Source organism: Arenimonas daejeonensis (assembly GCF_007993735.1).
In the GTDB taxonomy this organism is placed as follows: Bacteria; Pseudomonadota; Gammaproteobacteria; order Xanthomonadales; family Xanthomonadaceae; genus Arenimonas; species Arenimonas daejeonensis.
This window is the reverse complement of the sequence record NZ_CP042453.1, coordinates 332,358-355,742: the sequence shown is the minus strand read 5'-3', so window position 1 is coordinate 355,742 and position 23,385 is coordinate 332,358. Positions and strand designations below refer to the sequence as shown.

Genomic DNA, 23,385 nt, shown 5'->3' with positions numbered 1-23,385 from the left:
CGATGACCAGCCCGCACCGCCATTTCCATCGCCTCGCCTGGGCCGCCGTGCTGCTGGCCCCGGGCGTGATCGTGTTCGGCAGCTTCGTGCGCCTGTCCAATGCGGGCCTCAGCTGCCCGGACTGGCCGACCTGCTACGGCCAGGCCACCTGGCCGACCGCGGAGCACGAGATCAGCGCGGCGAATGAAAACTTCGAGCGCGCGGTCGAAGTCACCAAGGCCTGGCGTGAACAGTTCCACCGCCACATCGCCGGGCTGCTGGGCGTGCTGGTGCTGATGCTGTCGCTGCTGGCGGCACGCAAACGCGCCTTCGGCGTGACCAGCGTGCTGGTGGCGTCGGGGCTGGTCGCGCTGTCCATCCCCGTTTACATGAGCGCGGCGGGCGATCCTGACGCCAACCATGTGTTCGCGGTCGCGCTGTTCCTGGTGGCCGAGGCCATCCTGTTCATCCAGGCGATGCGCTGGTCGAACGCCGACGCTTCGCGCCTGAGCCTGCTGGTGCTGATGGTGATCATCTTCCAGGCCGTGCTGGGCATGTGGACGGTGATCTGGCTGGTGAAACCCGTCATCGTCATGGCGCACCTGCTGGGCGGGCTGCTGACGCTGTCCCTGCTGACCTGGCTGGCGTGGAAGACCACGCCCGGCCCCGCGCTGGTCTTTGCCGAAGCGCCGCGCCTGCGCCGCCTGCTGTGGGTCGGCCTGGGCCTGCTGGTGGTGCAGATCGCGCTGGGTGGCTGGACCAGCGCCAACTACGCCGCGCTGGCCTGCGGTACCGATTTCCCGACCTGCCTGGGCCAGTGGTGGCCGGCGCAGGACTACCGCGAGGGTTTCGTGCTCTGGCGCGGCATCGGCGTGGACTACGAAGGCGGCGTGCTGGACGGCCCGGCGCGGGTCGCGATCCAGATGGCGCACCGGATGATGGCGCTGCTGGTCGCCGGCCACCTGCTGGTGGTCGGCATCCGCATGGTGCGCACGCCGGGCCTGGTGTTCTGGGGCGTGGTGCTGCTGGTGCTGCTGTGCGCGCAGGTCGCGCTGGGCATCAGCAACGTGCTGCTGGGACTGCCGCTGTGGGTGGCGGTGGCGCACAACGCCGGCGCGACGCTGCTGCTGTTCACCGTCGTCGGCCTGCTGGCACGCTTGCGGGCGCCGGAATGAAGGTGCCCTTCGCCGCCTACTGGGAACTGACCAAACCGCGCGTGGTCGCGCTGATCGTGTTCACCGCGATCATCGGCATGTTCCTGGCGATCGAACCGGGCGAAGCCTGGCCCTGGGAACGCATGGTGCTGGGCGCGATCGGCATCTGGCTGGCGGCGGCATCGGCGGCGGCGATCAACCACCTGCTCGACCAGCGCATCGACGTGCTGATGGCGCGCACCCAGCACCGGCCACTGGCGACCGGTTCACTGCGCCCGGCGCAGGTGCTGGTGTTCGCGGTGGTGCTGGGTGCCGTGTCCATGGCGCTGCTGGCCTGGCGCGTGAACGGCTTCACCGCGGGGCTGACCTTCGCCTCGTTGATCGGCTACGCGATCATCTACACCGGTTACCTCAAGCGCGCGACGCCGCAGAACATCGTCATCGGTGGCCTGGCCGGCGCGGCGCCGCCGCTGCTGGGTTGGGCCGCGGTGAAGGGTTGGCCGGCGGGGCTGGCGTTCGCGGACCTGGCGGGCGCGCCGTTGCACTACGACCACGCGCTGCTGCTGGTGCTGATCATCTACGTCTGGACGCCGCCGCATTTCTGGGCGCTGGCGATCTTCCGCCGCGATGACTACGCCAAAGCACTCATTCCGATGCTTCCGGTGGTCTATGGCGTCACCTACACCCGCTGGCAGGTCCTGTTCTACACGGTGCTGCTGGTGGCGGTGACGGTGCTGCCTGGGCGACCAAGATGAGCGGCGTGTTCTATCTGGGCGGCGCTTTGGTGCTGGGTGGCGTTTTCCTCTACTACGCCATCAGGTTGTTGAATCCGCCCGGCGAGCTGTACGCCATGCAGGTGTTCAACTATTCGATCATCTACCTGATGGCGCTGTTCGCCTTCCTGCTGGCGGACCACTGGCTGCTTCCACAGGCGGCATCGGTGCCGCCCCTGGAATTCGTGCCCCGCTGAACCCGCGGCGGGCTCAGCGGACCAGTGGGACTTCGGTGGCGAGCTTGGCCTGGCCGGCCAGGCCGAGGCGGCGGCTGACGTGGATCACGCGCGCGGCCTTGCCCGGCGGCAGCACTTTCGCGAACTCGACCAGGTACTTCGCGCGCAGCTCGTTGATGCGCTGGTCGCGCACGAGCAGGGACTCCACATACGCCATGGAGTCCTCGGGGGTCAGTGTCCAGTAGTCGTCGGAGTATTCGCGGACCGCGGCGATCTGTGCGTCGATGACTGCGACCTTCTCCTCCTGGTAGCGCTTGAACACCGGCCAGAAGGCGGTCGCTTCCTCGGGGGTCAGCGACACGGTCTTGGCGACGACGTCGGTTTCGATCTGCAGCAGCCCCTGGCGGAATTCGGTCAGGGACTGTTCCAGCGTTTTGCCTTCAGCGGCGGCCGGGGCCGCGGCAGTCTCCTGCGCCCCCACCCCGGTGGCGAATGGCAGCATCAGCGACATGGCGAGCAGCAAGCGGGCAGGGCGGTGGGACATCTTCTTCTCCTGGGGGCGACGGGCCGGAAACCACGCTATGCCAGGCCCCGGGCCGATGCAACAACTCCTCCCGGTGCGAGCGCGCGGTCGAGGGGAGGGCGCCCGCCCGGACTTGACATTTAAAATTACAGGCGTAAAAGTAACGGTCAATTACATCCGTAATAAGCGAAGGCCCGCCATGTCCCCGATCGCCATCAGTGAAGCCGAGAGCGTGGTCATGCAGGCCCTTTGGGCGGCGGGCGAGGCCACCGCCGAGGACTTGATCGCCCAGGTGGCCGGACCCAACGACTGGGCCGAGGCCACCGTGCGCACCCTGATCAACCGGCTGCTGACCAAGGGCGCCATCGCCGCCGAACGCGAGGGCCGCCGCTACCGCTACCGACCACTGCTGCAGCGCGAACAATGGGTCGCGGGCGAGAGCGCAGGCATCGTCGATCGGCTGTTCGGTGGCCGTGTCGCCCCGCTGGTGGCGCACTTCAGCGAGCAGGGCAGGCTCAGCCGGAAGGACATCGAGGAACTGCGCCAGCTGATCGAGGACTTCGACCATGGCCGCTGAGCTGTTCGACTGGCTGCTCCGCGCCACGCTGGCCTCGAGCCTGGCGATCCTGGCCGTGCTGGTGCTGCGCCCGTTGTGGCGCCGCTGTCTCGGTGCCGGCAGCGTGCTGTGGCTCTGGCTGCTGCTGCCGGCGGCGCTGCTGGCCACCAGCCTGCCGCGGCCCACGGTGGTGATGGAAGCCGCGCCGGTCGTGGCGACCGTGTTGACGGGGGAACAGGCGGTGGAATCGGGGGTCGCGCCGGTCGGGGCATCGTCGCCGTCGTCCGAGGCCTTGCCGGTCGAGGTGCCGTCGTCGCGGACTGCGGCTGACTGGCTGTTCCCGGTCTGGCTGGCCGGCGCGCTGGCGCTGGTGGCCTGGCTGGCCGAGCAGCAGCGGGGGTTCCTGCGCCGGCTCGGTCCGCTGCACCGTCGCGACGACGGCAGCTACCTGGCCAGCAGTCGCCGCATCGGCCCGGCGGTGGTCGGCGCGCTGCGCCCGCGCATCGTGCTGCCGGCCGATTTCGAACAGCGCTACGACCCGCAGCAGCGCGCCCCGGTGCTGGCGCACGAACGTGTTCACCTGCGCCGTGGCGACCTGCAGGTGAACCTTCTGATGTGCGCGTTGCGCTGCGTGTTCTGGTTCAACCCGCTGGTGCATGTCGCCGCTGCGCGCCTGCGCGTGGACCAGGAACTGGCCTGCGACGCCGTCGTGCTCCGCCACCATCCCGAGTCCGGCCGCACCTACGCGACCGCACTCCTGAATACGCAGCTGGCCGACCTTGGACTGCCGGTCGGCTGCTATTGGCAGTCCAGCCAATCGTTGAAGTGGAGAATCGCCATGTTGAAACGACCCTTGCCGGGTTCCGCCCGGCTGCTGCTTGGCGCGGGCATCGCCCTGCTCGCCAGTTCGGCGGCGGCGGTGTCCTTGTGGCAGGTGCAGCCGGTGCAGACCGTGGTGCTGCCGGCCGTCACCCTGCCGGCGCGTCCGGCGCTGCCGGGTCTGGAGCGTGTCGTGATGGCTCCGGCCGTGCCGGCGCTGTCCGTGTCGGTGGCGCCGGTCGCCGCCGACGTGACGCTCGACGTGCCCGTGCAGTTGGCCGCCGCGGAACCCCGTCGCACCTCACTGCCGGAAGAAACCGTCGCGCCGATGAAGGCGAACGCCACCAACGGGCCGTTGCCGGACCCGACCTTCCAGCCACCGCGGGTCACCGGCATCTGGCTGGCGGATCCGCCGCACCGTGCCAGCTCGCGCGAGTACGAACTCGAGGCCACCGAGAACGTGGTGGTCAAGGTGGACGTCGATGCCAACGGCCGGCCGTCGAACCCGGAAGTCGTGCAGAGCAAGCTGGGCAAGCCCTACCAGTTCAAGGCCCTGCAGGCGGTGAAACGCTGGAAGTTCGAGCCGGCGCGCCGCAACGGCATCGCGGTGGCCAGTACCGTGCTGGTGCCGGTGGCGTTCGACCTGACGCTGAACGTGCCGACGCAGGACTTCTGGGCCAAGCCGCAGATCAACTCCCGCCCGATCTACTACGGGCCGCCGATCGTGTCCGCGAAGCCGGCGCCGAATCCTTCCGGCAACTGAGTCACGCATCCGCCGGGACCTTCGGGTTCCGGCGGAAGTGGATTGCGTCGAGTCACGGTGCGACGCCGCTCAGCCGGCCTTGATCGCCTTGATCTCCATGATCAGCGCCCAGCGCTCGCGCTGTTCCTCGGGGCTCAGGCCCTCGCGCTGTTCCTTCTGATTGAGCTCGTCGCGCCGCTGCAGTTTGGTCTGGTCGTTGAGCTGGCCGATGGCGCCGAGGAAAACTTCCGCCAGTTCGGCATCGCTGCCCGGTTCGCTGTTGAGCGCCAGTTTCTGCAGCGCGACGGCTTCCTCGCGCTCGACGAAATGTTCCAGCACTGCGCCGGTGGTGATGCCGGGACGTTCGCGGGCCAGCGCAATCAGTTCGGTCAGCAGCTCGATGCCGGGCTGGCGCAGCACGCCGAACAGATAGGGCGGCTCCAGCCCCTGCGCCAGCGCGGGCTTCTGCAGCAGCAGCGAAATCGCCGTGCGCACCAGGCTGCGCTTGGGCGCCGGCACGCCGCTGCGGCCACGCATCGAGGGCGTGGCCTGAGGCGCGGGGGCAGGCGCCACCCGCTGGCCGACGCCGGTCAGCTCGGTCAGTCGCTGCTGCATCAGGTCACGGAAAGCCCCGTCGGGGATGTTGGCCAGCAGCGGTTTCGCCCGCTCGGCCAGGCGTGCCTTGCCTTCCATGCCGGCCAGGTTCACGTCCTTGGACAGCTCGTTGTAGAAGAACTCCGACAGCGGCGTCGCCTGCGCCAGGCGCGCGTCGAAACCCGCGGCGCCCTCCTTGCGCACGATGGTGTCGGGATCTTCCCCTTCCGGCAGGAACAGGAAAAACGCCTGGCGGCCGTCGCGCATGCGCGGCAGCACCGACTCCAGCGCCTTCCACGCCGCGCCGCGCCCGGCCTTGTCGCCGTCGAAACAGAAGTACACGTCGGCGGCGTTGCGGAACAGCAGTTCGGCATGGTCGGGCGTGGTCGCGGTACCCAGCGTGGCCACGGCGGTGTTCACGCCGAACTGGAACAGCGCCACCACGTCCATGTAGCCCTCGACCACCACCAGCCGCGGGATCTTCGAATGCGCCTGGCGCACCTGCCACAGGCCGTAGAGTTCGCGGCCCTTGTGGAACAGCGCGGTCTCGGGCGAGTTGAGGTATTTCGGGCCGTCGTCCTTCTCCAGCACGCGCCCACCAAAAGCGATCACGCGGCCGCGACGGTCGTGGATCGGGAACATCACCCGGTCGCGGAACTTGTCGTAGACGCGGCCGCTGTCGCTCTTCGAAAGCATGCCGGTCTTGTCGAGCAGCGACAGCCGGCGTTCGTCGGTGCCCAGCGCGTCCTTCAGGCCGTTGAAACCTTCCGGTGCGTAGCCGATGCCGAACCGCGCCTGGTTCTCGGCGTCCACGCCGCGGCGTTCGAGGTAGGCCTTGGCCTTGGCGCTGCCCTGCAGCTGCTGCCGGAAGAACTTCTCCGCGGCTTCCAATGCCGCGTAGAGCTCGCGCGACTCGCCGCTCTGGTTCCGCTGCTGGGTATCGCGCGGCACTTCCAGTCCGCAGCGCTTGGCCAGCTCCTCGACCGCATCGAGGAACTCGAGCCGGTCGTAGTTCATCAGGAAGCTGATGGCCGTGCCGTGCGCCCCGCAGCCGAAGCAGTGGTAGAACTGCTTGGTCGGCGACACCGTGAACGAGGGCGAGCGTTCGTCATGGAACGGACAGCGCGCCGAATACTCCCGCCCCTGCCGCTTCAGCGGCATGCGCGAACCCACCACCTCGACGATGTCCGTCCGGGCGAGCAGGTCGTCGATGAATGCGTCGGGGATGCGGGCCATGGGTCCCTAGTCTGCACTTCTCCTCCCCCTGCCTGCAGGGGAGGCCGGGAGGGGTGGAACTTCGAAGCAAGTACTCACCCCTCCCCAACCCTCCCCTGCCAGCAGGGGAGGCAGCTAAGCGTGTCAGCCCGCGAGCTTCTTCTTCACCAGCTGCGAAACGAGGCCCATGTCGGCCTGGCCGGCGAGCTTCGGCTTGAGCACCGCCATCAGCTTGCCCATGTCAGACGGACCGGCCGCGCCGGTTTCCGCGACGGCCGCATCGATCACCGCCTGCACCGACGCCTCGTCCATCTTGGCCGGCAGGTAGGTGTCGAGGATGCCCAGCTCGTAACGCTCCACCGCAGCGAGGTCCTCGCGGCCGGCGGCCTCGTACTGGCTGATCGACTCCTTGCGCTGCTTGACCATCTTCTCGATCACCGCCAGCACCAGCGGATCCGTCATCTCGACCCGCTCGTCGACTTCCTTCTGCTTGATGGCCGCATTGATCAACCGGATGACGCCCAGGCGATCCTTCTCGCCGGCCTTCATCGCGGTCTTCATGTCTTCGGTCAGTTGGGCTTTGAGGGTCATGGGATCACTCCTGGATTGGAAACAACCGGGCCGGATTCTCGGGGGCCCAGAAACACAAAAAGCCGGCGACGCGCGAGCGTGCCGGCTTCTTGGCAAACACCGCGGCTCAGTACAGGCGCTGGCGCTTGGTGACGTCGCGCGAGCTGCGACGCAGCTGGCGCTTCACCGCGGCGGCGGCCTTGCGCTTGCGCTCCTGGGTCGGCTTCTCGTAGAACTCGCGCTTGCGGGTCTCGGCGAGGACGCCGGCCTTCTCGCAAGTGCGCTTGAAGCGACGCAGCGCAAACTCGAACGGCTCGTTTTCGCGGACTTTGACAGACGGCATGGTGGATTCCTGAAGATCGTGGATTTCGTCCGGCACGGCCGGCGAGCCGCGTATGATACGCGGGCCCCGGGGCGACAGGCAAGCCTGACCCGGGAATTTCCCTTGAATCCGGCCTTTCGGCCCCTAGAAACAAGCACATGCGCGTCCTGGGCATCGAAACCAGCTGCGATGAAACCGGCGTGGCGGTGTACGACACCGACCGCGGACTGCTGGCGCACGCCCTCTACAGCCAGATCGCCCTGCATGCCGAATACGGCGGCGTCGTGCCCGAACTGGCCAGTCGCGACCACGTCCGCAAGCTGCTGCCCCTGGCCCGCCAGACCCTGGCCGAGGCCGGCCTGGCCGTGGCCGACCTGGACGGCGTGGCCTATACCGCCGGCCCGGGCCTGGTCGGCGCCCTGATGGTGGGCGCCGCTGCCGGCCGGGCCCTGGCCTGGGCCCTGGACGTGCCGGCGATCGGCGTGCACCACATGGAAGGCCACCTGCTGGCCCCGCTGCTGGAAGATCCCGGCCTGAAACCGCCCTTCGTGGCCTTGCTGGTCTCCGGCGGCCACACCCAGCTGGTCGAGGTCGCCGCTATCGGCGATTACCGCCTGCTGGGCGAAACCCTGGACGACGCCGCCGGCGAGGCCTTCGACAAGACCGCCAAGCTGATGGGCCTGCCGTACCCGGGCGGCCCCGAACTGGCCCGCCTGGCCGAGTCCGGCCGCCCCGGCCTCTTCAAGTTCTCCCGGCCCATGACCGACCGCCCCGGCCTGGATTTCAGCTTCTCCGGCCTCAAGACCCAGGTGCTGCTGGCCTGGCAGGCCTCGGACAAGACGCCCGAAACCCGCGCACACATCGCCCGCGGTTTCGAGGACGCGGTGGTCGAGACCCTGGCCATCAAATGCGACCGTGCCCTGCAGCAGACCGGGGCCCGCACCCTGGTGGTGGCCGGCGGCGTCGGCGCCAATACCCGCCTGCGCGAGCGGCTGCACATGCTGGCGGCCAAGCGCGGCGCCCGGGTCTGTTTCCCGCGCCCGGCCTTCTGCACCGACAACGGCGCCATGATCGCTTTCGCCGGCGCGCTGCGGCTGCTGGCCGGCCAGCACGCCGACGCCACCGTCACCGTGGCGCCACGCTGGGACATGGCAAGCTTGCCGGCGGTCTGACACGGAGTACGCATGGACAAGGTCTTCATCGAGGCGCTCGAGATCGAGTGCGTGATCGGCATCTACGACTGGGAACGCAAGATCAAACAACCGGTCGTGCTCGACATCGAGATGGCGTTCGACAACACCAAACCGGCGGCCACCGACAACATCGAAGACACGCTCGACTACAAGGCGGTCAGCAAGCGGCTGATCCAGTTCGTGTCGGAGTCCGAGTTCGGTCTCGTCGAGACATTGGCCGAACGCTGCGCCGCGATCATCACCGGCGAATTCGGCGTGCCGCACGTGCGCATCAAGCTGAGCAAACCCGGCGCGGTGCGCGGTTCGAAAGCCGTGGGCGTGATCATCGAGCGCAGCCGCCCGGCATGAGCACCGCGTGGCTCAGCCTCGGCAGCAATGTCGAGCCGGAACGCCACCTGCGCGCCGCCGCCGCCGCCCTGCGCGAACGGTTCGGCGCGGTGCGTTTCTCGCCGGTGTACCGCACGCCGGCGGTGGGTTTCGAAGGTCCGGATTTCCTGAACTGCGCCGCCGCGATCGAAACCGATCTCGATCCGCAGGCACTCAACACCTGGCTGCATGCGCTGGAAGACATGCAGGGCCGCGACCGCAGCGGGCCGCGTTTCTCCAGCCGCACGCTCGACATCGACATCGTGCTGTTCGACGACCAGGTGCTGGAAGGTCCCGGCAACCTGCAGATCCCGCGCAAGGAACTGCAGCACGCCTTCGTGCTCAAGCCGCTGTGCGACCTGGCGCCGGAGCTGCGCCTGCCCGGCAGCGGGCGCCGATTGGCCGAGTTATGGGCCGCACATCCCGACTTCGCGCACCCATCGGCCATCGACCCGCTCGAGCTGAGGTGACTTCCGTAACTTGCACGCCGGCGCATTGGCGCCAGAATGGCGGCAACACAGGAGGGTCACGACCATGTTCGAACGAATCTCCCGCAGCTGGACCCTGGTCAAGGCGAGCGCCGACGTGCTGCGATCCGACAAGGAACTGCTGCTGTTCCCCGTGATCTCCGGCTTCGCCACGTTGGTCGTGGCGGCAACCTTCCTTATGGTGCCGGTGCTGGGCCTGCAGCTGTTCGAGGGTGGCAAGGTCGGGCCGCTGGGCGCGGTGGTCGGTTTCCTGTTCTATCTGTGCCAGTACTTCGTGATCTTCTTCTTCAACACCGCGCTGGTGGGTGCGGCCATGATCCGGCTCGAGGGCGGTGACCCGACCGTCGCCGACGGCCTGCGCATCGCGCGTTCGAAGATCGGCGCGATCCTGGGTTACGCGGCGCTGGCGGCCACCGTCGGCCTCGTGCTCAAGGCGCTTGGACGGCGCGCGGGCGGGCTGGGCCGCATCATCATCAACCTGATCGGCATGGCCTGGACCTTCGCCACCTTCCTGGTGGTGCCGATCCTGGTCTCGCGCGACGTCGGCCCGATCGACGCGCTGAAGGAAAGCGTGGAGCTGCTCAAGCGCACCTGGGGCGAGAACGTGGTCGGCAATGTCGGCATCGGCTTGGCCTTCGGGCTGCTGACGTTCGCGATGGTGCTGGCCGGCGTGGCGCTGGTGGTGGGCGCCGCTTATGTCGGCGGCCCGACGCTGGCGCTGGTCGCCGTGGCCCTGGCGATCATCGGCATCGCCCTGGTGGCGGTGATCCAGGCGGCACTGGCCGGCATCTATTCGGCCGCGGTCTATCGGTATGCGATGGATGGCCAGGCGCCGGCGGGGTTCGCGGGTGCGCAGCTGCAGTCGGCGTTCCGGCCGAAATAAGCCTCGCGGACAAGCCGCGGCGAAGCGGGGAAAAGCCGCTGGGGTTCAGAGGTTCAGGCTGCGGCCGCCATCGACGCGGATCACCTGGCCGGTGGTGTAGCGCGCGTCTTGGATCAGCCAGCGCACGGCCTCGGCGACGTCGCCGGGATCGCCCGCGCGCCGCAGCGCGGTGGCCGCCAGCATCGCCGCCTTCTCGTGTTCGGCCTTGCCTTCCTCCGGCCACAGCACCGCGCCGGGCGCGACCGCGTTCACCCGCACCTCGGGGCCGAGCTCTTTCGCCAGCGACTGCGTGAGCATGATCAGCGCGGCCTTGGCCATGCAGTAGATCGTGTGGTGCTTCAACGGGCGTTCGCCGTAGATGTCCGCCAGGTTGACGATGCAGCCACCGGCTGCCTGCAGCGCCGGCGCCGCGGACTGGGCCAGGAAAACGGCGCGCGGGCGTTGGCCGCGAACAGCGCATCCCACTGCGCCGGCGTGGCGCTGCCCACCGGCGTGGGCTGGAAGCTGCTGGCGTTGTTGACTAGGGCGTCGAGCCGGCCGAAACGCGCCAGGGTTTCGCCGACCAGGCGCGCGGGCGTCGTGTCGTCGGCCAGTTCGGCCTGCAGCACCAGCGTGCTGCGCGGACGATTGGCCTCGAGAACGGCCACCAGGGCTGCCATCTGATCGCCGGAATGGCGGTGGTGCAGGGCGAGGTCGAAACCCGCGGCGTGCAGGCAGTGGGCGATCGATGCGCCGACGCGCTTGGCGGCGCCGGTGATCAGGGCGACAGGGGCGGACATGCGGGGCTCCGTGGATTTGCCGGTATCCTGCGCGTGTGCACCTGAAGATTCCATCATGACCCTGCAAGCCCCCGCCCCGGACGCGCATGCCCAGGCCCACAGCGACCGCCTGCTGGCCCTGATCCGCGCCCAGATCGCCGCCGTCGGCGGCGCCATTCCCTTCTCGCGCTACATGGAGCTGGCGCTGTACGCGCCGGGCCTGGGCTACTACAGTGCGGGCGCGCTGAAGTTCGGGGCCGAGGGCGACTTCGTCACGTCGCCCGAGCTGGGGCCGACCTTCGCCGAATGCGTGGCCGAGTGTGCGGCGCAGGTGTTCGCGCAACTGGACGGGGACGTGGACTTCTTCGAGATCGGCGGCGGCAGCGGCGCCTTTCGCCGAAGCCGCGCTCCGGCATTTCGAAACGCTGGGCGCGAAACCCGCGCGTTACCGCATCCTCGAGCCCAGCGCCGACCTGCGGCAGCGCCAGCAGGATCGCCTGGCCGCCAACTTGCCGCCGGCGGTCTTCGCGCGGGTGGAATGGCTCAATGGCCCGCCGGAAGCGCAGTGGCGCGGCGTGTTGTTCGCCAACGAGGTGCTGGACGCGCTGCCGACACCGCGTTTCGTGATGCGCGGCGGCGAGGTGTACGAGGAACACGTGGCGCTGTCGCCGGAAGGCGCGCTGATCCGCGTCGACCAGCCGGCCGATGCGCTGTTGCGCGCGGCGGTGCGGCATGTAGAGCACGACATGGGCGCACCCCTGCCCGAAGGTTACCGCTCCGAACTGCTGCCGCAGCTGCCGTACTGGATCCAGGCCGTGGGTGGCCTGCTGCACGACGGCGCCATGCTGTTCGTGGACTACGGTTATCCGCGCCACGAGTACTACCTGCCCGAGCGCAACGACGGCACCCTGGTCTGCCACCACCGGCACACCGCGCACGGCGACCCGTTCCACCTGCCGGGCCTGCAGGACATCACCGCCTTCGTGGACTTCACCGCGCTGGCCGAGGCCGGCGTCAACGCCGGTTTCGACCTGGCCGGCTACTGTGCGCAGGCCAGTTTCCTGATCAACAACGGCTTGCCGGCGCGCTTGGCCGCGATCGAGGAGATCGGCGACGAGGTCGAGCGCCATCGCCGCCACAACGAGGTGAAGCGGCTCACGCTGCCGGGTGAGATGGGCGAACGTTTCCAGGTGATGGGTTTCCAGCGTGGCGTGGACATCCGCCCGGCTTTCGCCCGCGGCGACCTGAGCCGCCGGCTGTGATGCGCGATTTCGCGCGGCCCCGCCTCTGGCTGGGGATCTGGATCTTCGGCTGGGCGCTCTGCATCGCCCTGTCGTTGCTGCCGCCGATCGAGTTGGACGCACCGCCCGATTCCGACAAGCTGGGCCACTTCCTCGCTTACGCCATGCTGTCGGCCTGGGCGGTGATGATCTTCCGCACGCGCCGTGCGCAGGTGCTGGCGGCGCTGGGACTGATCGCGCTCGGCATCGGCCTGGAATTCGCGCAGGCCCAGCTCACCAGCACGCGCCTCGGCGATCCGCGCGACGCGCTCGCCAACACCCTCGGCGTCCTCGCCGGCCTCGCGCTCGGCTTCACCCCCGCCGCTGCACTCGTCCAGCATCTCGACCGTCGGTTGCCGCGCTAGCGCCTTTTCCCATGTTGCCGGGATCGTTCCTGGCGATAGGCCGCCGCACGAGGAAACTTTCCCGGACACGCCGCAAGTACGTCCATGTAGGCTCTTCAGCGACGTCCGTGTCGCTGAAGGTCCGGAAAAGTTCCCTCGCACGACGTCCTGTGGTCGATCTGGGCCGGGCCATCGAATTCGAAAAGCCTTGCGAGCCCGTCGCTTTGCTGCCCTGTGTGGTTCCAGGTTCCGAATGCCTGCCAGAAGCCGAGGCAAGCGAGCTCTTGCCCCAAAACGGAATCCCGGCCCGGACGGTCCGCAGGTCGTCGTGCGTGAGGTCGCTTTCCGGGGCTTCGAAAACATGGACGTTTTCGAAGAGCCTCCATGGATGGATTCACGGCGTCCCCGGAAAGCGACCTCACGTACGGCGGCCTATCGCCAGGAACGAGCCCGGCGCGCGCCAGGCCAGACGAACACGAGCAAGACAGTTCTTCTTGCGCCCCGAAGGAGCGCAAGTCAGGAAGCGCGGGCGTCGCGGATGGCGGCGATGCGTGCCTTGCGCAGCCATTCGCCGATCTCCGGGCCTTCGAGCCCGGTGGCGACGGCATGGCCCGCCGAGACCGATGCCGCGGCCGCGTGCAGTTTCAGCAGCATCGCGCCGGAAGGGTAGTCGGATTCGCCGAGCCCCAGCCGCCCACGCTTGTCCGCCTCGCAGGCCAGCGCCAGCTGTCGGATGCGCTCGGGCTTGCGGAAGCCGTCGCAGCGCGCGATCAGGTCGTGCACAGTTTCCGGCCGCAGCTCGGCCAGCCGGTGGATGTTGAGATGCTCGCGACAGACGATCTCGGCCATCGCGGCGAACTCCGCCGGCACCTTGTAACGCGCGCAGACCGCACGCAGCGGGCGTTGGCCGCTGTGTTCGTGGCCGACATGCTTGGGTAGATCGGCCTTCGGCGTCAGCGCCTTGCCCAGGTCGTGCGTGAGCGCGCAGAAGCCGACCAGCGCATCGCCGGGCGCCAGCCGCGCCGCCATGTCCAGCACCATCTGCGTATGCACCCCGGTGTCGATTTCCGGGTGGTATTCCGGCCGCTGTGGTACACCATACAACGCATCCACTTCCGGCAGCAGTTTCGCCAGCGCGCCGCAGTCGCGCAGCAGGGCGATGGCGGCCGAGGGCTGCGGCATTTCCAGCGCTTTCTTCAGCTCCTGCCAGACACGTTCGGCCACCAGGTGGTCCACTTCACCGGCGGTCACCATGCCACGCATCAGTTCCAGCGTTTCCGGCGCCACGGTGAAGCCCAGTGGTGCGAACCGCGCTAGGAAACGCGCCGCGCGCAGGATGCGCACCGGGTCCTCGGCGAAGGCGGGCGAGACATGTCGCAGCACCTTCGCCTCGATGTCGCGCGCGCCGCCGAACGGGTCCACCAGCGTGCCGTCCCCGGCCTGGGCGATGGCGTTGATGGTGAAGTCGCGGCGCTCGAGGTCCTGTTCCAGCGTCACCGTAGGTTCGGCGTGGAAGACGAAGCCGGTGTAACCGGGCGCGGTCTTGCGTTCGGTGCGGGCCAGCGCGTGTTCCTCGCGCGTCTCCGGATGCAGGAACACCGGGAAATCCTTGCCCACCGGCCGGTAGCCGGCTTCGATCATCTGCGCCGGCGTGGTGCCCACCACCACCCAGTCGCGGTCGCCCGCGGGCCGGCCGAGCAGGCGGTCCCGCACGGCGCCGCCGACCAGGTAGGGTCCGCATGCGCTCAGCGCGCCGAACGGTAACGCGCGTAGCGCGTCTGGCGGTCGTCCAGGTGGCCCAGGATCTCCGGCAGGATCGCCGACACGCGGGTCGGCGTGATGCCCAGGCGATGCAGGCCGTCGATGCCGCCGACCGAGTCGGTCAGCAGCGACCGGTAGTTGTCGGACGAGAAGGGCTTGCCCGGCACGAAGTCGAAGACAAAAGCCTGGACCCGGCCGAGCGCGTCGGGCAGCGGCAGCACCAGGCGCTTCATCCCGCACTGTTCCGCCGTCATCCGCACGATCTCCGCCAGCGTGAACACGTCCGGCCCGTAGAGTTCGTACACCTCGCCGAAGGTCCGGCGGTTGCCCAGCGCGCGCACGAAGGCCTCGACCACGTCCTGCACGTACACCGGCGCGAACTTCGCCTGCGCGCGCGCCAGCGGCAGCACCGGCTTCGCCAGCTTCAGCAGTGCCGCGAAGCGGCAGAAGAAGCCGTCGCCCTGGCCGAAGATCACCGAGGGTTCGAAGATCGTCCAGTCCAGGCCCGAGGCCTTGACCGCCGCTTCGGCTTCGCCGCGCGACTTCAGGTAATGGCTGTGGCCGCGACCGGCGTTGAGCGAGCTCATCTGCAGCAGGCGGCGCACGCCGGCCAGTTGCATCGCCGCGATCACCAGCTTGGTCAGCTCGACATGGGCGCGACGGAAGCCGCGGCCGTTGTCGCCGGATTCGTTGAGGATGCCGACCAGGTTGACCACTGCGTCCTGGCCCGCGAAGGCCTGCTTGAGCGCGCGGTCGGGTCGTACACGTCCACTTCGCGCAGCATCACGCCCGGCGGCAGCAGCCGGTCGGAATGGCTGGCCAGGTTGCGGCTGAGCAGGGTCACGGCATGGCCGTCGGCGGCCAGGCGGGCCAGCAGATGGCGACCGACGAAACCGGTGCCGCCGAGGATCACGAGCTTGAGCGGGGTCATGGCGGGGAAGCGGGTTCCAGAGGCGTGGGGCAGGAAAAAGTGCGGCGGGTGGGGGACGTTGCGGCGACGGTACGGCCGAGCAGGCGTTCGCTCACCGGTACCGCCTTGCCATCGAGCCGCCAGTCGTAGATGACGCTGAAGGCCAGTACACGGGCCACGTATTCGCGGGTTTCCTTGTAGGTGACGGTTTCGATCCAGAAGTCCGGGTCGAAGCCGGGCCGGTCGCGGTTCCAGCGCGCCACCGGGGTCGGGCCGGCATTGTAGGCGGCGATGGCCTGGTAGGCGATGCCGCCGTGTTCGTCCAGCTCGTGGCGCAGGTGGGCGATGCCCAGGTCAGGTTGGTCTCGGGGTCGTACAGGCTGGCGGCGCCGCCCCAGGGCAGGCCCAGGCGCTTGGCGGTGCGTTGGCCGGTGGAGGGCAGCACCTGCATCAGGCCCAGGGCGTTGGCGTGCGAACGCGCGCGCGGCATGAAGGCGCTTTCGGCACGGGTCTGGGCCGCGACCCAGGCCGGATCGATGGCGTTCTTGCGCGATTCGCGTCGCAGCGTGGTCTCGTGGTGCAGCGGGAAGCGCAGGCGGTACTGGCGCAGGTCCTCGGGCGTGGTGCCGATGGTGAACACGGCGCGGTCGTGCCAGTCGGCCTGCTGTGCGAAGTGAATGGCGACGTAGCGCTCCTGGGTGTCGAGCGTTTCCAGCAGCGCCGCCCATTCGCGCGCCGCCAGGCCGGGTTTGTCCAGTGTGTAGAGCTCCAGCGCGCGCGCCAGGCCCGGTTCGTCGGCCACGCGCTGGCGCAGCGCCGGGTCTTTCGACGGTTCCAGCGGGCACAGCGTGTAGGGCTGCGCCAGGCGGTCGGCGGCCAGGAAGCCGTGGAAGGTGGCGGTGTTGGCGGACTGGCGGTAGAGCGCCTTCGCCGCGTCGTTCTGGCCGAGGCGTTCGCGCAGGCGCGCCTCGAAATACTGCCAGCGCGGGTCGTTGCGTTGCGCCGGGGGCATGGCTTCGAGTGCGCGCACGGCGCCGGCGTCGTCGCGGCGGTTCATCGCCTCGCGCACGCGCCATTCGTGCAGGCGTTCGTCGTAGGCGCTGGCGGGCACGGCGGCCAGGCGTTGTTCGGCACGCGGCAGGTAGGACGCCACGGTCCACAGTGCGATCTGGTACAGCACCTTGCCGCGCTGCGCCTCGTCCAGGCCCAGCGCGGGGGCCAGCGTGGCCAGCTGCGCCTCGGCGGCGTCGGGCGAACGCCGCGCCAGGCGCGCCAGGCCTTCGGCGGCCACCGCGCGGCTGCGCGCGTCCTTCGGCCAGCCCGAGGCGCGCGCATGCGGCGCATCAATGAAGTCGGCGTAGTCGCGCGCGCGGGCCGCCTCGGCGGTGGACAGGCCAGCGGCGAGGAAACGCATCAGCCCGGTCTGGCCCTCGGCCGCGGCGAGATCGATGCGCTGCCAGCGCAGGTCGTGTCCCAGCTTGCCCAGCCCTTCGAGCGACTTGAACGGCAGGTCGCAACTTGCCGGCAGCGCGCGCGGGCTGAGCCACAGCGCCTGGCCGTCGGCGATCCAGCCGGCATCGGTGGCGCCGGTGGCCAGGCGCGCGGCCAGGTCGGCGCAGCGCAGTTCCGGTGATTCGCCGCCGCGGTAGTCGGCGCGGAAATTGACCCAGTCGCGGCGCTTGGCCAGCTCCAGCAGCCAGGCCTCGCGCAGCCAGTCGGCGGCGGGCTCGCCGTCGTGGGCCTTCAGTACGTCGCGCACCTCGCGCACGCTGGCGGCGGCAAGGCGTCGGCGCAGCGCCGAGGCTTCGACCCAGCCGAGCAAGGGGTGGTCGGCGATGCGTGCGCGGTCCTGTACGCTCAAGGGGCCGTGCTCGGCGACGCGGAAGGCTTCCAGTATCGCCGTGCGCTGCCGCGACAGATCCGGGGGCGCGGGGTCGGCGCCGCTGGCGGACGACGACCCCAGCAACAGCAGCGAGGTGGTGAGGATGCGCAGCGACATGGCCCGGAGTTTAGCCCATGGCGATTGAGCCACCGGTCGGATATCGGCGGGGAAGGACATGAGCCTGGCCTGGGGCCTTTATCTCGCACTGGGCGCGGTGGCCGGGGTGCTGGCGGGACTGCTGGGCATCGGCGGCGGGCTGATCCTGGTGGCAGCGCTGGTCTGGCTGCTGCCCACGCAGGGCGTGCCGGCCGAGCTGGCGGTGCATGTCGCGTTGGCCACCGCGCTCGCCAGCATCATCCTGACCGGCCTGTCCTCGGCGCGCGCACACCATCAGCGCGGCGGCGTGCTGTGGCCGACCGTGGCCTGGCTGGTGCCGGGCCTGTTGCTGGGCGGCTGGTTGGGCAGCCTGGTGGCGACGCGGCTGGACGGGGAGTGGCTGCGGGGTTTCATCGCGGCTTATTGCTATCTGGCGGCGCTGCAGCTGGGGCTGGACTGGCCGAAAGCAAAACAGGAGCGTCCGGATGCGCCGCGGGGCCCCGGATATACGGCATCCGGCGGGTTCATCGGTGCGATTTCGGCGCTTGTTGGCATAGGCGGCGGCAGCATGACGGTGCCCTTGCTGGTCTGGCGCGGTGTCCGGCCGGTGCGTGCGGTCGGCACGTCCAGCGCCTGCGGCGTCGCCATCGCCCTGGCCAGCGCGGCGGGTTATGCCGCCCATGGCCCGGCCCCGGGCAGCCTGCCGGCCGGCAGTTGGGGCTATGTGTTCGTGCCGGCGGCGGTGGGCATCGCCCTGGCCTCGGTGTTGACCGCGCCCCTGGGCACCCGGTTGGCGCATCGGCTCAGCGGGCTGGCCCTCAGGCGGCTGTTCGCGGCCTTTCTGGTTCTGGTCGGTACCAGCCTCTGGATCGGAAACTGAACGAGGCGACCTAACTCGCTAACGGGGTTAGGAATTCCGACACTTGTCGGCTTTTGACGAATTCTTTACAACTGGCCTCAACCGGCGCATTGGGGGCAAGGCGCCGGCCCAATCAACCATGGGGAACGTCATGAAGACCATCCGTACCTCCCGCCTGAGCCAGGCGGTTCGAAGTGCTTTGCTGCTGGCCATGCTGCCGGCGGCCGTTTCGGCCCAGGAAGCTTCCGACGAAGGCATCACCACCCTCGATCGCATCGAGGTCACCGGCACCCGCATCAAGACCTCCGAGGCCGAAGGCCTGGTCCCGGTGCAGCGCATCACCCGCGAAGACATCGACCGCAGCGGCCTGACCTCGGTCGCCGATGTCGTGCAGGCGCTCTCCGGTTCGGGTTCGGCGCTCAACACCAAGTTCAACTCCAGCGGCAACTTCGGCTTCCCGCCGGACGGCAGTGGCGTTGGCGCGGGTTCCGCGCAGGCCGACCTGCGCCACCTCGGTGCCAAGCGCGTGCTGGTGCTGGTGGACGGCATCCGCTGGGTCAACGAGGCCTCGGCTTCGGGCGTCGGCGCGGCCACCGACCTCAATACCATCCCGCTGGCGATCATCGAGCGCATCGAGGTGCTGGAAGACGGCGCCTCCTCGCTTTACGGCTCCGACGCCATCGCCGGCGTGATCAACATCATCACCCGCAAGGATTTCGACGGCATCTCGATCAATGCCCAGTACGGCGAGTACGGCGAGGGCGACGGCGCCACCAGCACCATCGACTTCGCCTGGGGCGGCGGCAACGACCGCGTCAACTACTTCCTCGGCCTGAGCTACACCGACCAGGACGTGATCTATTCGCGCGACCGCGAGCAGTCCAGCTTCCCGGTGCCGGGTACCGGCGTGGCCTTCGGCAGCTCGGGCACGCCGACCGGCCGTTTCATCATCACCGATCCGAACACCGGCGTGACCTTCGACATCACGCCCAACGATGGCGCCAACGACCCCGTTTACGACCCGACCCAGACCGGCTGTGTGCGCACCGACGACTACCACTGCTTCGCCACCGCCGACCGCTTCAACTTCTCGCAGTACAACCTGCTGCTGACGCCGTCCGAACGCATGGGCGCCTTCGGCCAGGTGCGCTTCAACTTCACCGACACCGTCACCGGTTATGCCAAGGTGCTCTACAACAAGCGCGAGTCCACCAACCAGGCCGCGCCGGAACCGCTGTTCTTCGGTCCCGAGGCCGGCACCGGCAATCCGCAGGCCGACGGCATCTTCATCTCGGCGCTGAACCCGTTCAACCCGTTCGGTTTCGACCTGGTGTCGGCCGATGACCCGAATACGCCGGAGAACGAACTCACCCTGCTGCTGATCGGCCGTCGTCCGGTCGAGGGCGGTCCGCGCGTGTTCGAACAGGAAGTGGACACCTGGTACGTCGGCGGCGGCCTGGAAGGCGTGTTCGACGCGGGCAACAAGTCGCTGTTCTGGGACGTCAACGTCGCCTTCAGCGAAAACGAAGCCGAGCAGACCAACTACGGCAGCTACAACATCCGCAACATCGCCCTGGCCCTCGGTGACCCCGCGGCCTGTGCGGCGGTGGCCGGCTGCACGCCGCTCAACATCTTCGGCGGCCCGGGCACCATCACGCCGGAGATGCTGGCCTTCATCAGTCCGGTCGTGCGCGACCGCAGCCAGAACAAGCTGTCGCTGATCACCGCCAACCTCTCCGGCAGCCTGTTCGATATGCCGGCCGGTTCGGTCGATTTCGCCACCGGCCTGGAGTACCGCGAACTGGAAGGCTGGTACCAGCCCGACCCGATCACGGTCGCCGGCGACTACAACGGCGTGCCCTCGCTGCCGACGGCGGGCGAATACGACGTGACCGAGGCCTACTTCGAGGTCAATTTCCCGCTGATGGCCGACTCGGCCTGGGGCAAGAAGCTCGACTTCACCGTGGCCGGCCGTTATTCCGACTACAGCACCGGCATCGATGAGTTCACGCCGAAGTACGGCCTGCGCTGGCAGGTGGTGGACGAACTGGTGCTCCGCACCAGTTATGCCGAAGGTTTCCGCGCGCCGTCCATCGGCGAACTGTTCGGGTCCGACAGCCGCTTCGACGCCCAGCTTGACGACCCCTGCTCGACGCCGGTTGATCCGGCGCTGACCGGCAACTGCGCCGCGCTCGGTGTCCCGCCGGGTTATTCCCAGCCCAACCCGCAGATCTCGGTCACCACCGGCGGCAACGACCAGCTGGAACCGGAGTTCTCCGAGAGCTGGTCCACCGGCTTCATCTGGAGCCCGTCCTTCATGGAGAACACGGACATCGCCGACCGTGTCGACTTCGAAGTGACCTACTACCAGCATGAGATCGAGGGCGCCATCCAGGCCATCGACGCCCAGACCCAGCTGGACCTGTGCGTGGAGACGCTGGACCCGCTGTATTGCAGCGGCATCACCCGTGCGCCCACCGGCGGCATCAACGGCTTCAACAACCGGCTGACCAACCTGGGCGTCATCAACACCAGCGGCTGGGACGTGGACCTGTTCTGGAACTTCCCGGAAACCAAGGTCGGCCAGTTCGGTGTCTCCTGGCGCAACACGTTCGTGACCGAGTACGAGGCCTTCGGTGCGGCCGGCCAGCAGCAACCGCAGGGCCCGGGCATCGAGGTGGTGGACAGCGCGATCCCGGAGTGGACCTCGAACTTCACCACCGACTGGAGCCTGGGTGGCTGGACGGCGGCGTGGACGATGCGCCACATCAGTGAGCTGCGCGAGGACTGCGGCAATGCGGTGTCGTTCCCGGTCTGCAGCAATCCGGCCACGAGCACGAACATCCTCGAGGCCATCACGTACCACGATCTGCAGGTGTCGTACCGCTTCGCCGACCTCCACGACCTGCGCCTGACGCTGGGCGTGAACAACGTGGCCGACGAGGATCCGCCGATCTGCCTGTCGTGCTCGCTCAACGGTTACGACGCGTCCACATACGACATCCCGGGTGGCCGTTTCTTCTACCTGCGTGCGGACATGCGTTTCTAAGGGGAGCGCGTTTGCGCATCACCGGGGCCGGCGGGAAACCGCCGGCCCTTTTTCTTTGTCGAGATTGGCGGGGTCCGGTGCCGGGATCGTTCTTGGCGGTAGGCCGCCGTACGTGAGGTCGCTTTCCGGGGACGCCGTGAATCCATCCATGGAGTCTCTTCGAAAACGTCCATGTTTTCGAAGCCCCGGAAAGCGACCTCACGCACGACGACCTGCAGACCACCCGGGCCGGGATGTCGATTTGGGGCAAGAGCTCGCTCGGCCCAGCTTCTGGCAGGCGTTCAGTCCGGCAATGGACCTGGAATCACGCAGGGCGCGAAGCAACGGTCCCGGCACACGCCAAACCACCCGAATACGAGCAAGACAGTCCTTCTTGCGCCCCGAAGGGAGCGCAAGTCGATCAGGTGGGAGCGAGCTCGACGGAGACGGCCATGTGGTCGGAGCCGGCGGCCGGCAGCGCGTGGTACTGCAGTACTTCGAAACCGCCGACCAGCACATGGTCCAGGCAACGCTGCGGCGCCCAGCTGGGGAACGTGCAGATGCGCTCGGGCGGCGGCACCAGCGTCGTCTGCCGGTACAGCGGCCGCATTTCCGGCGCGTCCGAATCGCAGTTGAAGTCGCCCATCAGCACCAGCCGCGGGAATTCCGACAACAGGTCCGCCAGGAAACCGATCTGCAGCTGGCGCGACTTCGCCCCCAGCGACAGGTGCGTGATCGCCAGCTGCCACGCCTTCCTGCCCGTGCCGAAATGCGCCAGCAGCACCCGCGCCCGGCGATGCGGCCGGGCAGGGCGTAGTCCAGCGTTTCCGTCGGCTCCAGCCGGCTCAGCAGCGCATTGCCGCTGCCGGCGATGCGCGAGATGCGCCGGTTCGGCTGGTGGCTCCAGAACGGGAAATGCGCGCGCTCGGCCAGATAGTCGGCCTGGTTGGTGAAACCCGAGCGCAGGCTGCCGGGATCGCTTTCCTGCAGGCCGACCACGTCGTAGGGCTGCGCCAGCGTCGCCAGGCTGTCGAGGTTCAGGCGCTTGCCGTTGGGCAGCACGTGCGACCAGCTGCGCGTGACGTAGTCGCGGTAGGCGCGCGTGCTGGAGCCGGCCTGGATGTTGGCGCTCAGCAGGCGCAGGCGGTCGGGGGCGGTGACATGCAGGCATGGTGCGACCGGCGCGTGGCGTCGGCAAGGCTTGAAAATGAACGGGGCCGCCGAAGCGGCCCCGCGGTTCATGCGTGGAGGCGGCGATTACGGCGCGGCGGCCGCGGCGCGCTCGCGAGCGACCAGCCAGTCCACCGTGCGCAGCAGGCCTTCGGCTCCGCCGCCCTGGGTGGCCACGGCGCTGTACTTGCCGTTGATGATCATGGTCGGCGTGGAGTTCACGCCGGTGCGCAGCGAGAACTGGCGGGCGCGGTTGATCTTGGCGTTCACCGAGAAGCTCTGCATGGTCGACAGGAAGGCGTCGCGGTCGGCACCGTGGGTGGCGTAGAAATCGGCGATCTCCTCGACCGAACCGGTCTGGAACCTGCGCTCGATCAGCACCGCCTTGAAGGCATCGTCATGGGTCTTGTCCAGCAGGCCCATGGCCTCGGCGGCATAGAAGCCGCGGGCGAAGTTGTCGCTGACGCCGCCAAACGCACCCGGCACGTAGACGAAGCGCACGTCCGAGGGCAGGGCCGCCTTCCAGGTGTTGAGCAGCGGCTGCAGGTTGGCGCAGTGGATGCAGGTGTAGGCGAACACCTCGGCCACTTCGATGCCGCCCTGGCCATAGGTCGGCTGCGGCGTCGCCAGCACGGTGTAGTCGATGCCTTCGCGCGGGGCGTTGGCCATGTCCACGGCGGGGTCGGGCGTGGGCGCCGGGGCGGGCGCTTCCGGAGCGGCCGGGGCCGGGGTTTCGCCCTCGGCCGGGGTCTCGGCGCCGGCTTCGGTGCTGGCGGCTTCGACCGGTGCGTTTTCAACCGCTTCCGGGGCCGGGGTTTCGGTGTCGGGCGCGGCGGCAGGCGCCGGTTCGGCCGCCGGGGCCGGGGCGGTCGCGGTGCTGTCGGCCGGGGTCTCGCCGCAGGCGGCAAGGCCAAGGACCAGCATCAGGGGGAAAGACGCTTCAT

The 23,385-nt window shown here is 68.8% G+C and carries 18 protein-coding genes and 5 pseudogenes; 12 read left to right on the top strand and 11 right to left on the bottom strand.

The annotated features are described in order from the left end of the window. Positions 1-2 precede the first annotated feature (2 nt). Positions 3-1,154, top strand: a complete 1,152-nt coding sequence (locus tag FRZ33_RS01760) for a COX15/CtaA family protein (protein WP_146907219.1) — start codon at positions 3-5, stop codon at positions 1,152-1,154. Beyond that, positions 1,151-2,103: pseudogene (gene cyoE / locus FRZ33_RS01755) on the top strand (heme o synthase). Before FRZ33_RS01760 ends, cyoE begins: the two are co-directional and overlap by 4 nt. Before the next feature lie 13 nt (positions 2,104-2,116). Here cyoE and FRZ33_RS01750 read toward each other — a convergent pair. Further along, positions 2,117-2,626, bottom strand: coding sequence for a hypothetical protein (locus FRZ33_RS01750; protein WP_146907217.1), 510 nt, complete (start codon positions 2,624-2,626; stop codon positions 2,117-2,119). A 178-nt stretch (positions 2,627-2,804) separates the two neighbouring features. On the opposite strand from FRZ33_RS01750, the gene FRZ33_RS01745 reads away from it, so the two are divergent. Both FRZ33_RS01745 and FRZ33_RS01740 read left to right on the top strand, forming a co-directional pair. After that, positions 2,805-3,182: a BlaI/MecI/CopY family transcriptional regulator gene (locus FRZ33_RS01745; protein WP_146907215.1), complete on the top strand. Its 378-nt coding sequence runs from the start codon at positions 2,805-2,807 to the stop codon at positions 3,180-3,182. Beyond that, a complete protein-coding gene (locus FRZ33_RS01740) occupies positions 3,172-4,743 on the top strand; it encodes a TonB family protein (protein ID WP_146907213.1) in 1,572 nt (523 codons plus the stop codon). Before FRZ33_RS01745 ends, FRZ33_RS01740 begins: the two co-directional genes overlap by 11 nt. Before the next feature lie 69 nt (positions 4,744-4,812). On the opposite strand, the gene dnaG is transcribed toward FRZ33_RS01740, so the two are convergent. The 3 genes from dnaG to rpsU form a co-directional block, all read right to left on the bottom strand. Further along, positions 4,813-6,552 carry a DNA primase gene (gene dnaG / locus FRZ33_RS01735; protein WP_146907211.1) on the bottom strand — a complete coding sequence of 580 codons (1,740 nt, stop codon included), beginning with the start codon at positions 6,550-6,552 and terminating at the stop codon, positions 4,813-4,815. Between the two features lie 123 nt (positions 6,553-6,675). Further along, positions 6,676-7,122 (bottom strand): GatB/YqeY domain-containing protein, encoded by a 447-nt coding sequence (locus FRZ33_RS01730; protein WP_146907209.1) that lies wholly within the window; start codon positions 7,120-7,122, stop codon positions 6,676-6,678. A gap of 106 nt (positions 7,123-7,228) precedes the next feature. Then, positions 7,229-7,444 (bottom strand): 30S ribosomal protein S21, encoded by a 216-nt coding sequence (gene rpsU, locus FRZ33_RS01725; protein ID WP_002808376.1) that lies wholly within the window; start codon positions 7,442-7,444, stop codon positions 7,229-7,231. Positions 7,445-7,581: 137 nt separating this feature from the next. Here rpsU and tsaD point away from each other — a divergent pair, with 137 nt between their 5' ends. The 4 genes from tsaD to FRZ33_RS01705 all read left to right on the top strand — a co-directional run bounded on the left by tsaD (position 7,582) and on the right by FRZ33_RS01705 (position 10,353). Continuing rightward, positions 7,582-8,595: a tRNA (adenosine(37)-N6)-threonylcarbamoyltransferase complex transferase subunit TsaD gene (tsaD, locus tag FRZ33_RS01720; protein ID WP_146907207.1), complete on the top strand. Its 1,014-nt coding sequence runs from the start codon at positions 7,582-7,584 to the stop codon at positions 8,593-8,595. Positions 8,596-8,607: 12 nt separating this feature from the next. Beyond that, positions 8,608-8,964, top strand: a complete 357-nt coding sequence (gene folB / locus FRZ33_RS01715; RefSeq protein WP_146907205.1) for a dihydroneopterin aldolase — start codon at positions 8,608-8,610, stop codon at positions 8,962-8,964. Continuing rightward, positions 8,961-9,452 carry a 2-amino-4-hydroxy-6-hydroxymethyldihydropteridine diphosphokinase gene (folK, locus tag FRZ33_RS01710; protein WP_146907203.1) on the top strand — a complete coding sequence of 164 codons (492 nt, stop codon included), beginning with the start codon at positions 8,961-8,963 and terminating at the stop codon, positions 9,450-9,452. Before folB ends, folK begins: the two co-directional genes overlap by 4 nt. Before the next feature lie 64 nt (positions 9,453-9,516). After that, entirely contained in the window at positions 9,517-10,353 is an 837-nt protein-coding gene (locus tag FRZ33_RS01705; protein ID WP_146907201.1) for a DUF6159 family protein, read from the top strand. A 45-nt stretch (positions 10,354-10,398) separates the two neighbouring features. On the opposite strand, the pseudogene FRZ33_RS01700 reads toward FRZ33_RS01705, so the two are convergent. Then, a pseudogene (locus FRZ33_RS01700) lies at positions 10,399-11,132 on the bottom strand (pteridine reductase). A 55-nt stretch (positions 11,133-11,187) separates the two neighbouring features. Between FRZ33_RS01700 and FRZ33_RS01695 the strand changes: the two are divergent. Together FRZ33_RS01695 and FRZ33_RS01690 are read left to right on the top strand one after the other, a co-directional pair. Then, positions 11,188-12,373 (top strand): annotated as a pseudogene (locus FRZ33_RS01695) (class I SAM-dependent methyltransferase). Further along, the gene (locus tag FRZ33_RS01690; RefSeq protein WP_146907199.1) at positions 12,373-12,756 is read left to right on the top strand and encodes a VanZ family protein; all 384 of its coding nucleotides are present in this window, start codon (positions 12,373-12,375) and stop codon (positions 12,754-12,756) included. The pseudogene FRZ33_RS01695 and the gene FRZ33_RS01690 overlap by 1 nt, the downstream one beginning before the upstream one ends. Before the next feature lie 495 nt (positions 12,757-13,251). Here the strand turns inward: FRZ33_RS01690 and FRZ33_RS01685 are convergent, their stop codons facing one another. From FRZ33_RS01685 to FRZ33_RS17515, 4 genes and pseudogenes are all read right to left on the bottom strand, one after another. Next, entirely contained in the window at positions 13,252-14,484 is a 1,233-nt protein-coding gene (locus tag FRZ33_RS01685; protein WP_146910544.1) for a multifunctional CCA addition/repair protein, read from the bottom strand. Continuing rightward, a complete protein-coding gene (locus FRZ33_RS01680) occupies positions 14,481-15,212 on the bottom strand; it encodes an NAD(P)H-binding protein (protein ID WP_265468664.1) in 732 nt (243 codons plus the stop codon). The genes FRZ33_RS01685 and FRZ33_RS01680 overlap by 4 nt, the downstream gene beginning before the upstream one ends. After that, positions 15,137-15,427 (bottom strand): NAD-dependent epimerase/dehydratase family protein, encoded by a 291-nt coding sequence (locus FRZ33_RS16655; RefSeq protein ID WP_265468663.1) that lies wholly within the window; start codon positions 15,425-15,427, stop codon positions 15,137-15,139. The genes FRZ33_RS01680 and FRZ33_RS16655 overlap by 76 nt, the downstream gene beginning before the upstream one ends. Further along, positions 15,424-16,418: pseudogene (locus FRZ33_RS17515) on the bottom strand (transglycosylase SLT domain-containing protein). The gene FRZ33_RS16655 and the pseudogene FRZ33_RS17515 overlap by 4 nt, the downstream one beginning before the upstream one ends. Positions 16,419-17,463: 1,045 nt before the next feature. Here FRZ33_RS17515 and FRZ33_RS01670 point away from each other — a divergent pair. Together FRZ33_RS01670 and FRZ33_RS01665 are read left to right on the top strand one after the other, a co-directional pair. Further along, positions 17,464-18,264 carry a sulfite exporter TauE/SafE family protein gene (locus FRZ33_RS01670; protein ID WP_146907197.1) on the top strand — a complete coding sequence of 267 codons (801 nt, stop codon included), beginning with the start codon at positions 17,464-17,466 and terminating at the stop codon, positions 18,262-18,264. A 130-nt stretch (positions 18,265-18,394) separates the two neighbouring features. Further along, positions 18,395-21,292, top strand: coding sequence for a TonB-dependent receptor (locus FRZ33_RS01665; protein ID WP_146907195.1), 2,898 nt, complete (start codon positions 18,395-18,397; stop codon positions 21,290-21,292). Positions 21,293-21,692: 400 nt separating this feature from the next. On the opposite strand, the pseudogene FRZ33_RS01660 reads toward FRZ33_RS01665, so the two are convergent. Both FRZ33_RS01660 and FRZ33_RS01655 read right to left on the bottom strand, forming a co-directional pair. Beyond that, positions 21,693-22,408: pseudogene (locus FRZ33_RS01660) on the bottom strand (endonuclease/exonuclease/phosphatase family protein). Positions 22,409-22,528: 120 nt separating this feature from the next. Further along, positions 22,529-23,365, bottom strand: a complete 837-nt coding sequence (locus tag FRZ33_RS01655) for a thiol:disulfide interchange protein DsbA/DsbL (RefSeq protein ID WP_146907193.1) — start codon at positions 23,363-23,365, stop codon at positions 22,529-22,531. Positions 23,366-23,385: the final 20 nt, after the last annotated feature.

Excerpts from the sequence above, each read along its gene's own strand:
- FRZ33_RS01760 (WP_146907219.1), top strand. The coding sequence starts at position 3 with ATGACCAGCCCGCACCGCCATTTCCATCGCCTCGCCTGGGCCGCCGTG.
- FRZ33_RS01750 (WP_146907217.1), bottom strand. The coding sequence starts at position 2,626 with ATGTCCCACCGCCCTGCCCGCTTGCTGCTCGCCATGTCGCTGATGCTG.
- FRZ33_RS01745 (WP_146907215.1), top strand. The coding sequence starts at position 2,805 with ATGTCCCCGATCGCCATCAGTGAAGCCGAGAGCGTGGTCATGCAGGCC.
- FRZ33_RS01740 (WP_146907213.1), top strand. The coding sequence starts at position 3,172 with ATGGCCGCTGAGCTGTTCGACTGGCTGCTCCGCGCCACGCTGGCCTCG.
- dnaG (WP_146907211.1), bottom strand. The coding sequence starts at position 6,552 with ATGGCCCGCATCCCCGACGCATTCATCGACGACCTGCTCGCCCGGACG.
- FRZ33_RS01730 (WP_146907209.1), bottom strand. The coding sequence starts at position 7,122 with ATGACCCTCAAAGCCCAACTGACCGAAGACATGAAGACCGCGATGAAG.
- rpsU (WP_002808376.1), bottom strand. The coding sequence starts at position 7,444 with ATGCCGTCTGTCAAAGTCCGCGAAAACGAGCCGTTCGAGTTTGCGCTG.
- tsaD (WP_146907207.1), top strand. The coding sequence starts at position 7,582 with ATGCGCGTCCTGGGCATCGAAACCAGCTGCGATGAAACCGGCGTGGCG.
- folB (WP_146907205.1), top strand. The coding sequence starts at position 8,608 with ATGGACAAGGTCTTCATCGAGGCGCTCGAGATCGAGTGCGTGATCGGC.
- folK (WP_146907203.1), top strand. The coding sequence starts at position 8,961 with ATGAGCACCGCGTGGCTCAGCCTCGGCAGCAATGTCGAGCCGGAACGC.
- FRZ33_RS01705 (WP_146907201.1), top strand. The coding sequence starts at position 9,517 with ATGTTCGAACGAATCTCCCGCAGCTGGACCCTGGTCAAGGCGAGCGCC.
- FRZ33_RS01690 (WP_146907199.1), top strand. The coding sequence starts at position 12,373 with ATGCGCGATTTCGCGCGGCCCCGCCTCTGGCTGGGGATCTGGATCTTC.
- FRZ33_RS16655 (WP_265468663.1), bottom strand. The coding sequence starts at position 15,427 with ATGACCCCGCTCAAGCTCGTGATCCTCGGCGGCACCGGTTTCGTCGGT.
- FRZ33_RS01670 (WP_146907197.1), top strand. The coding sequence starts at position 17,464 with ATGAGCCTGGCCTGGGGCCTTTATCTCGCACTGGGCGCGGTGGCCGGG.
- FRZ33_RS01665 (WP_146907195.1), top strand. The coding sequence starts at position 18,395 with ATGAAGACCATCCGTACCTCCCGCCTGAGCCAGGCGGTTCGAAGTGCT.
- FRZ33_RS01655 (WP_146907193.1), bottom strand. The coding sequence starts at position 23,365 with ATGCTGGTCCTTGGCCTTGCCGCCTGCGGCGAGACCCCGGCCGACAGC.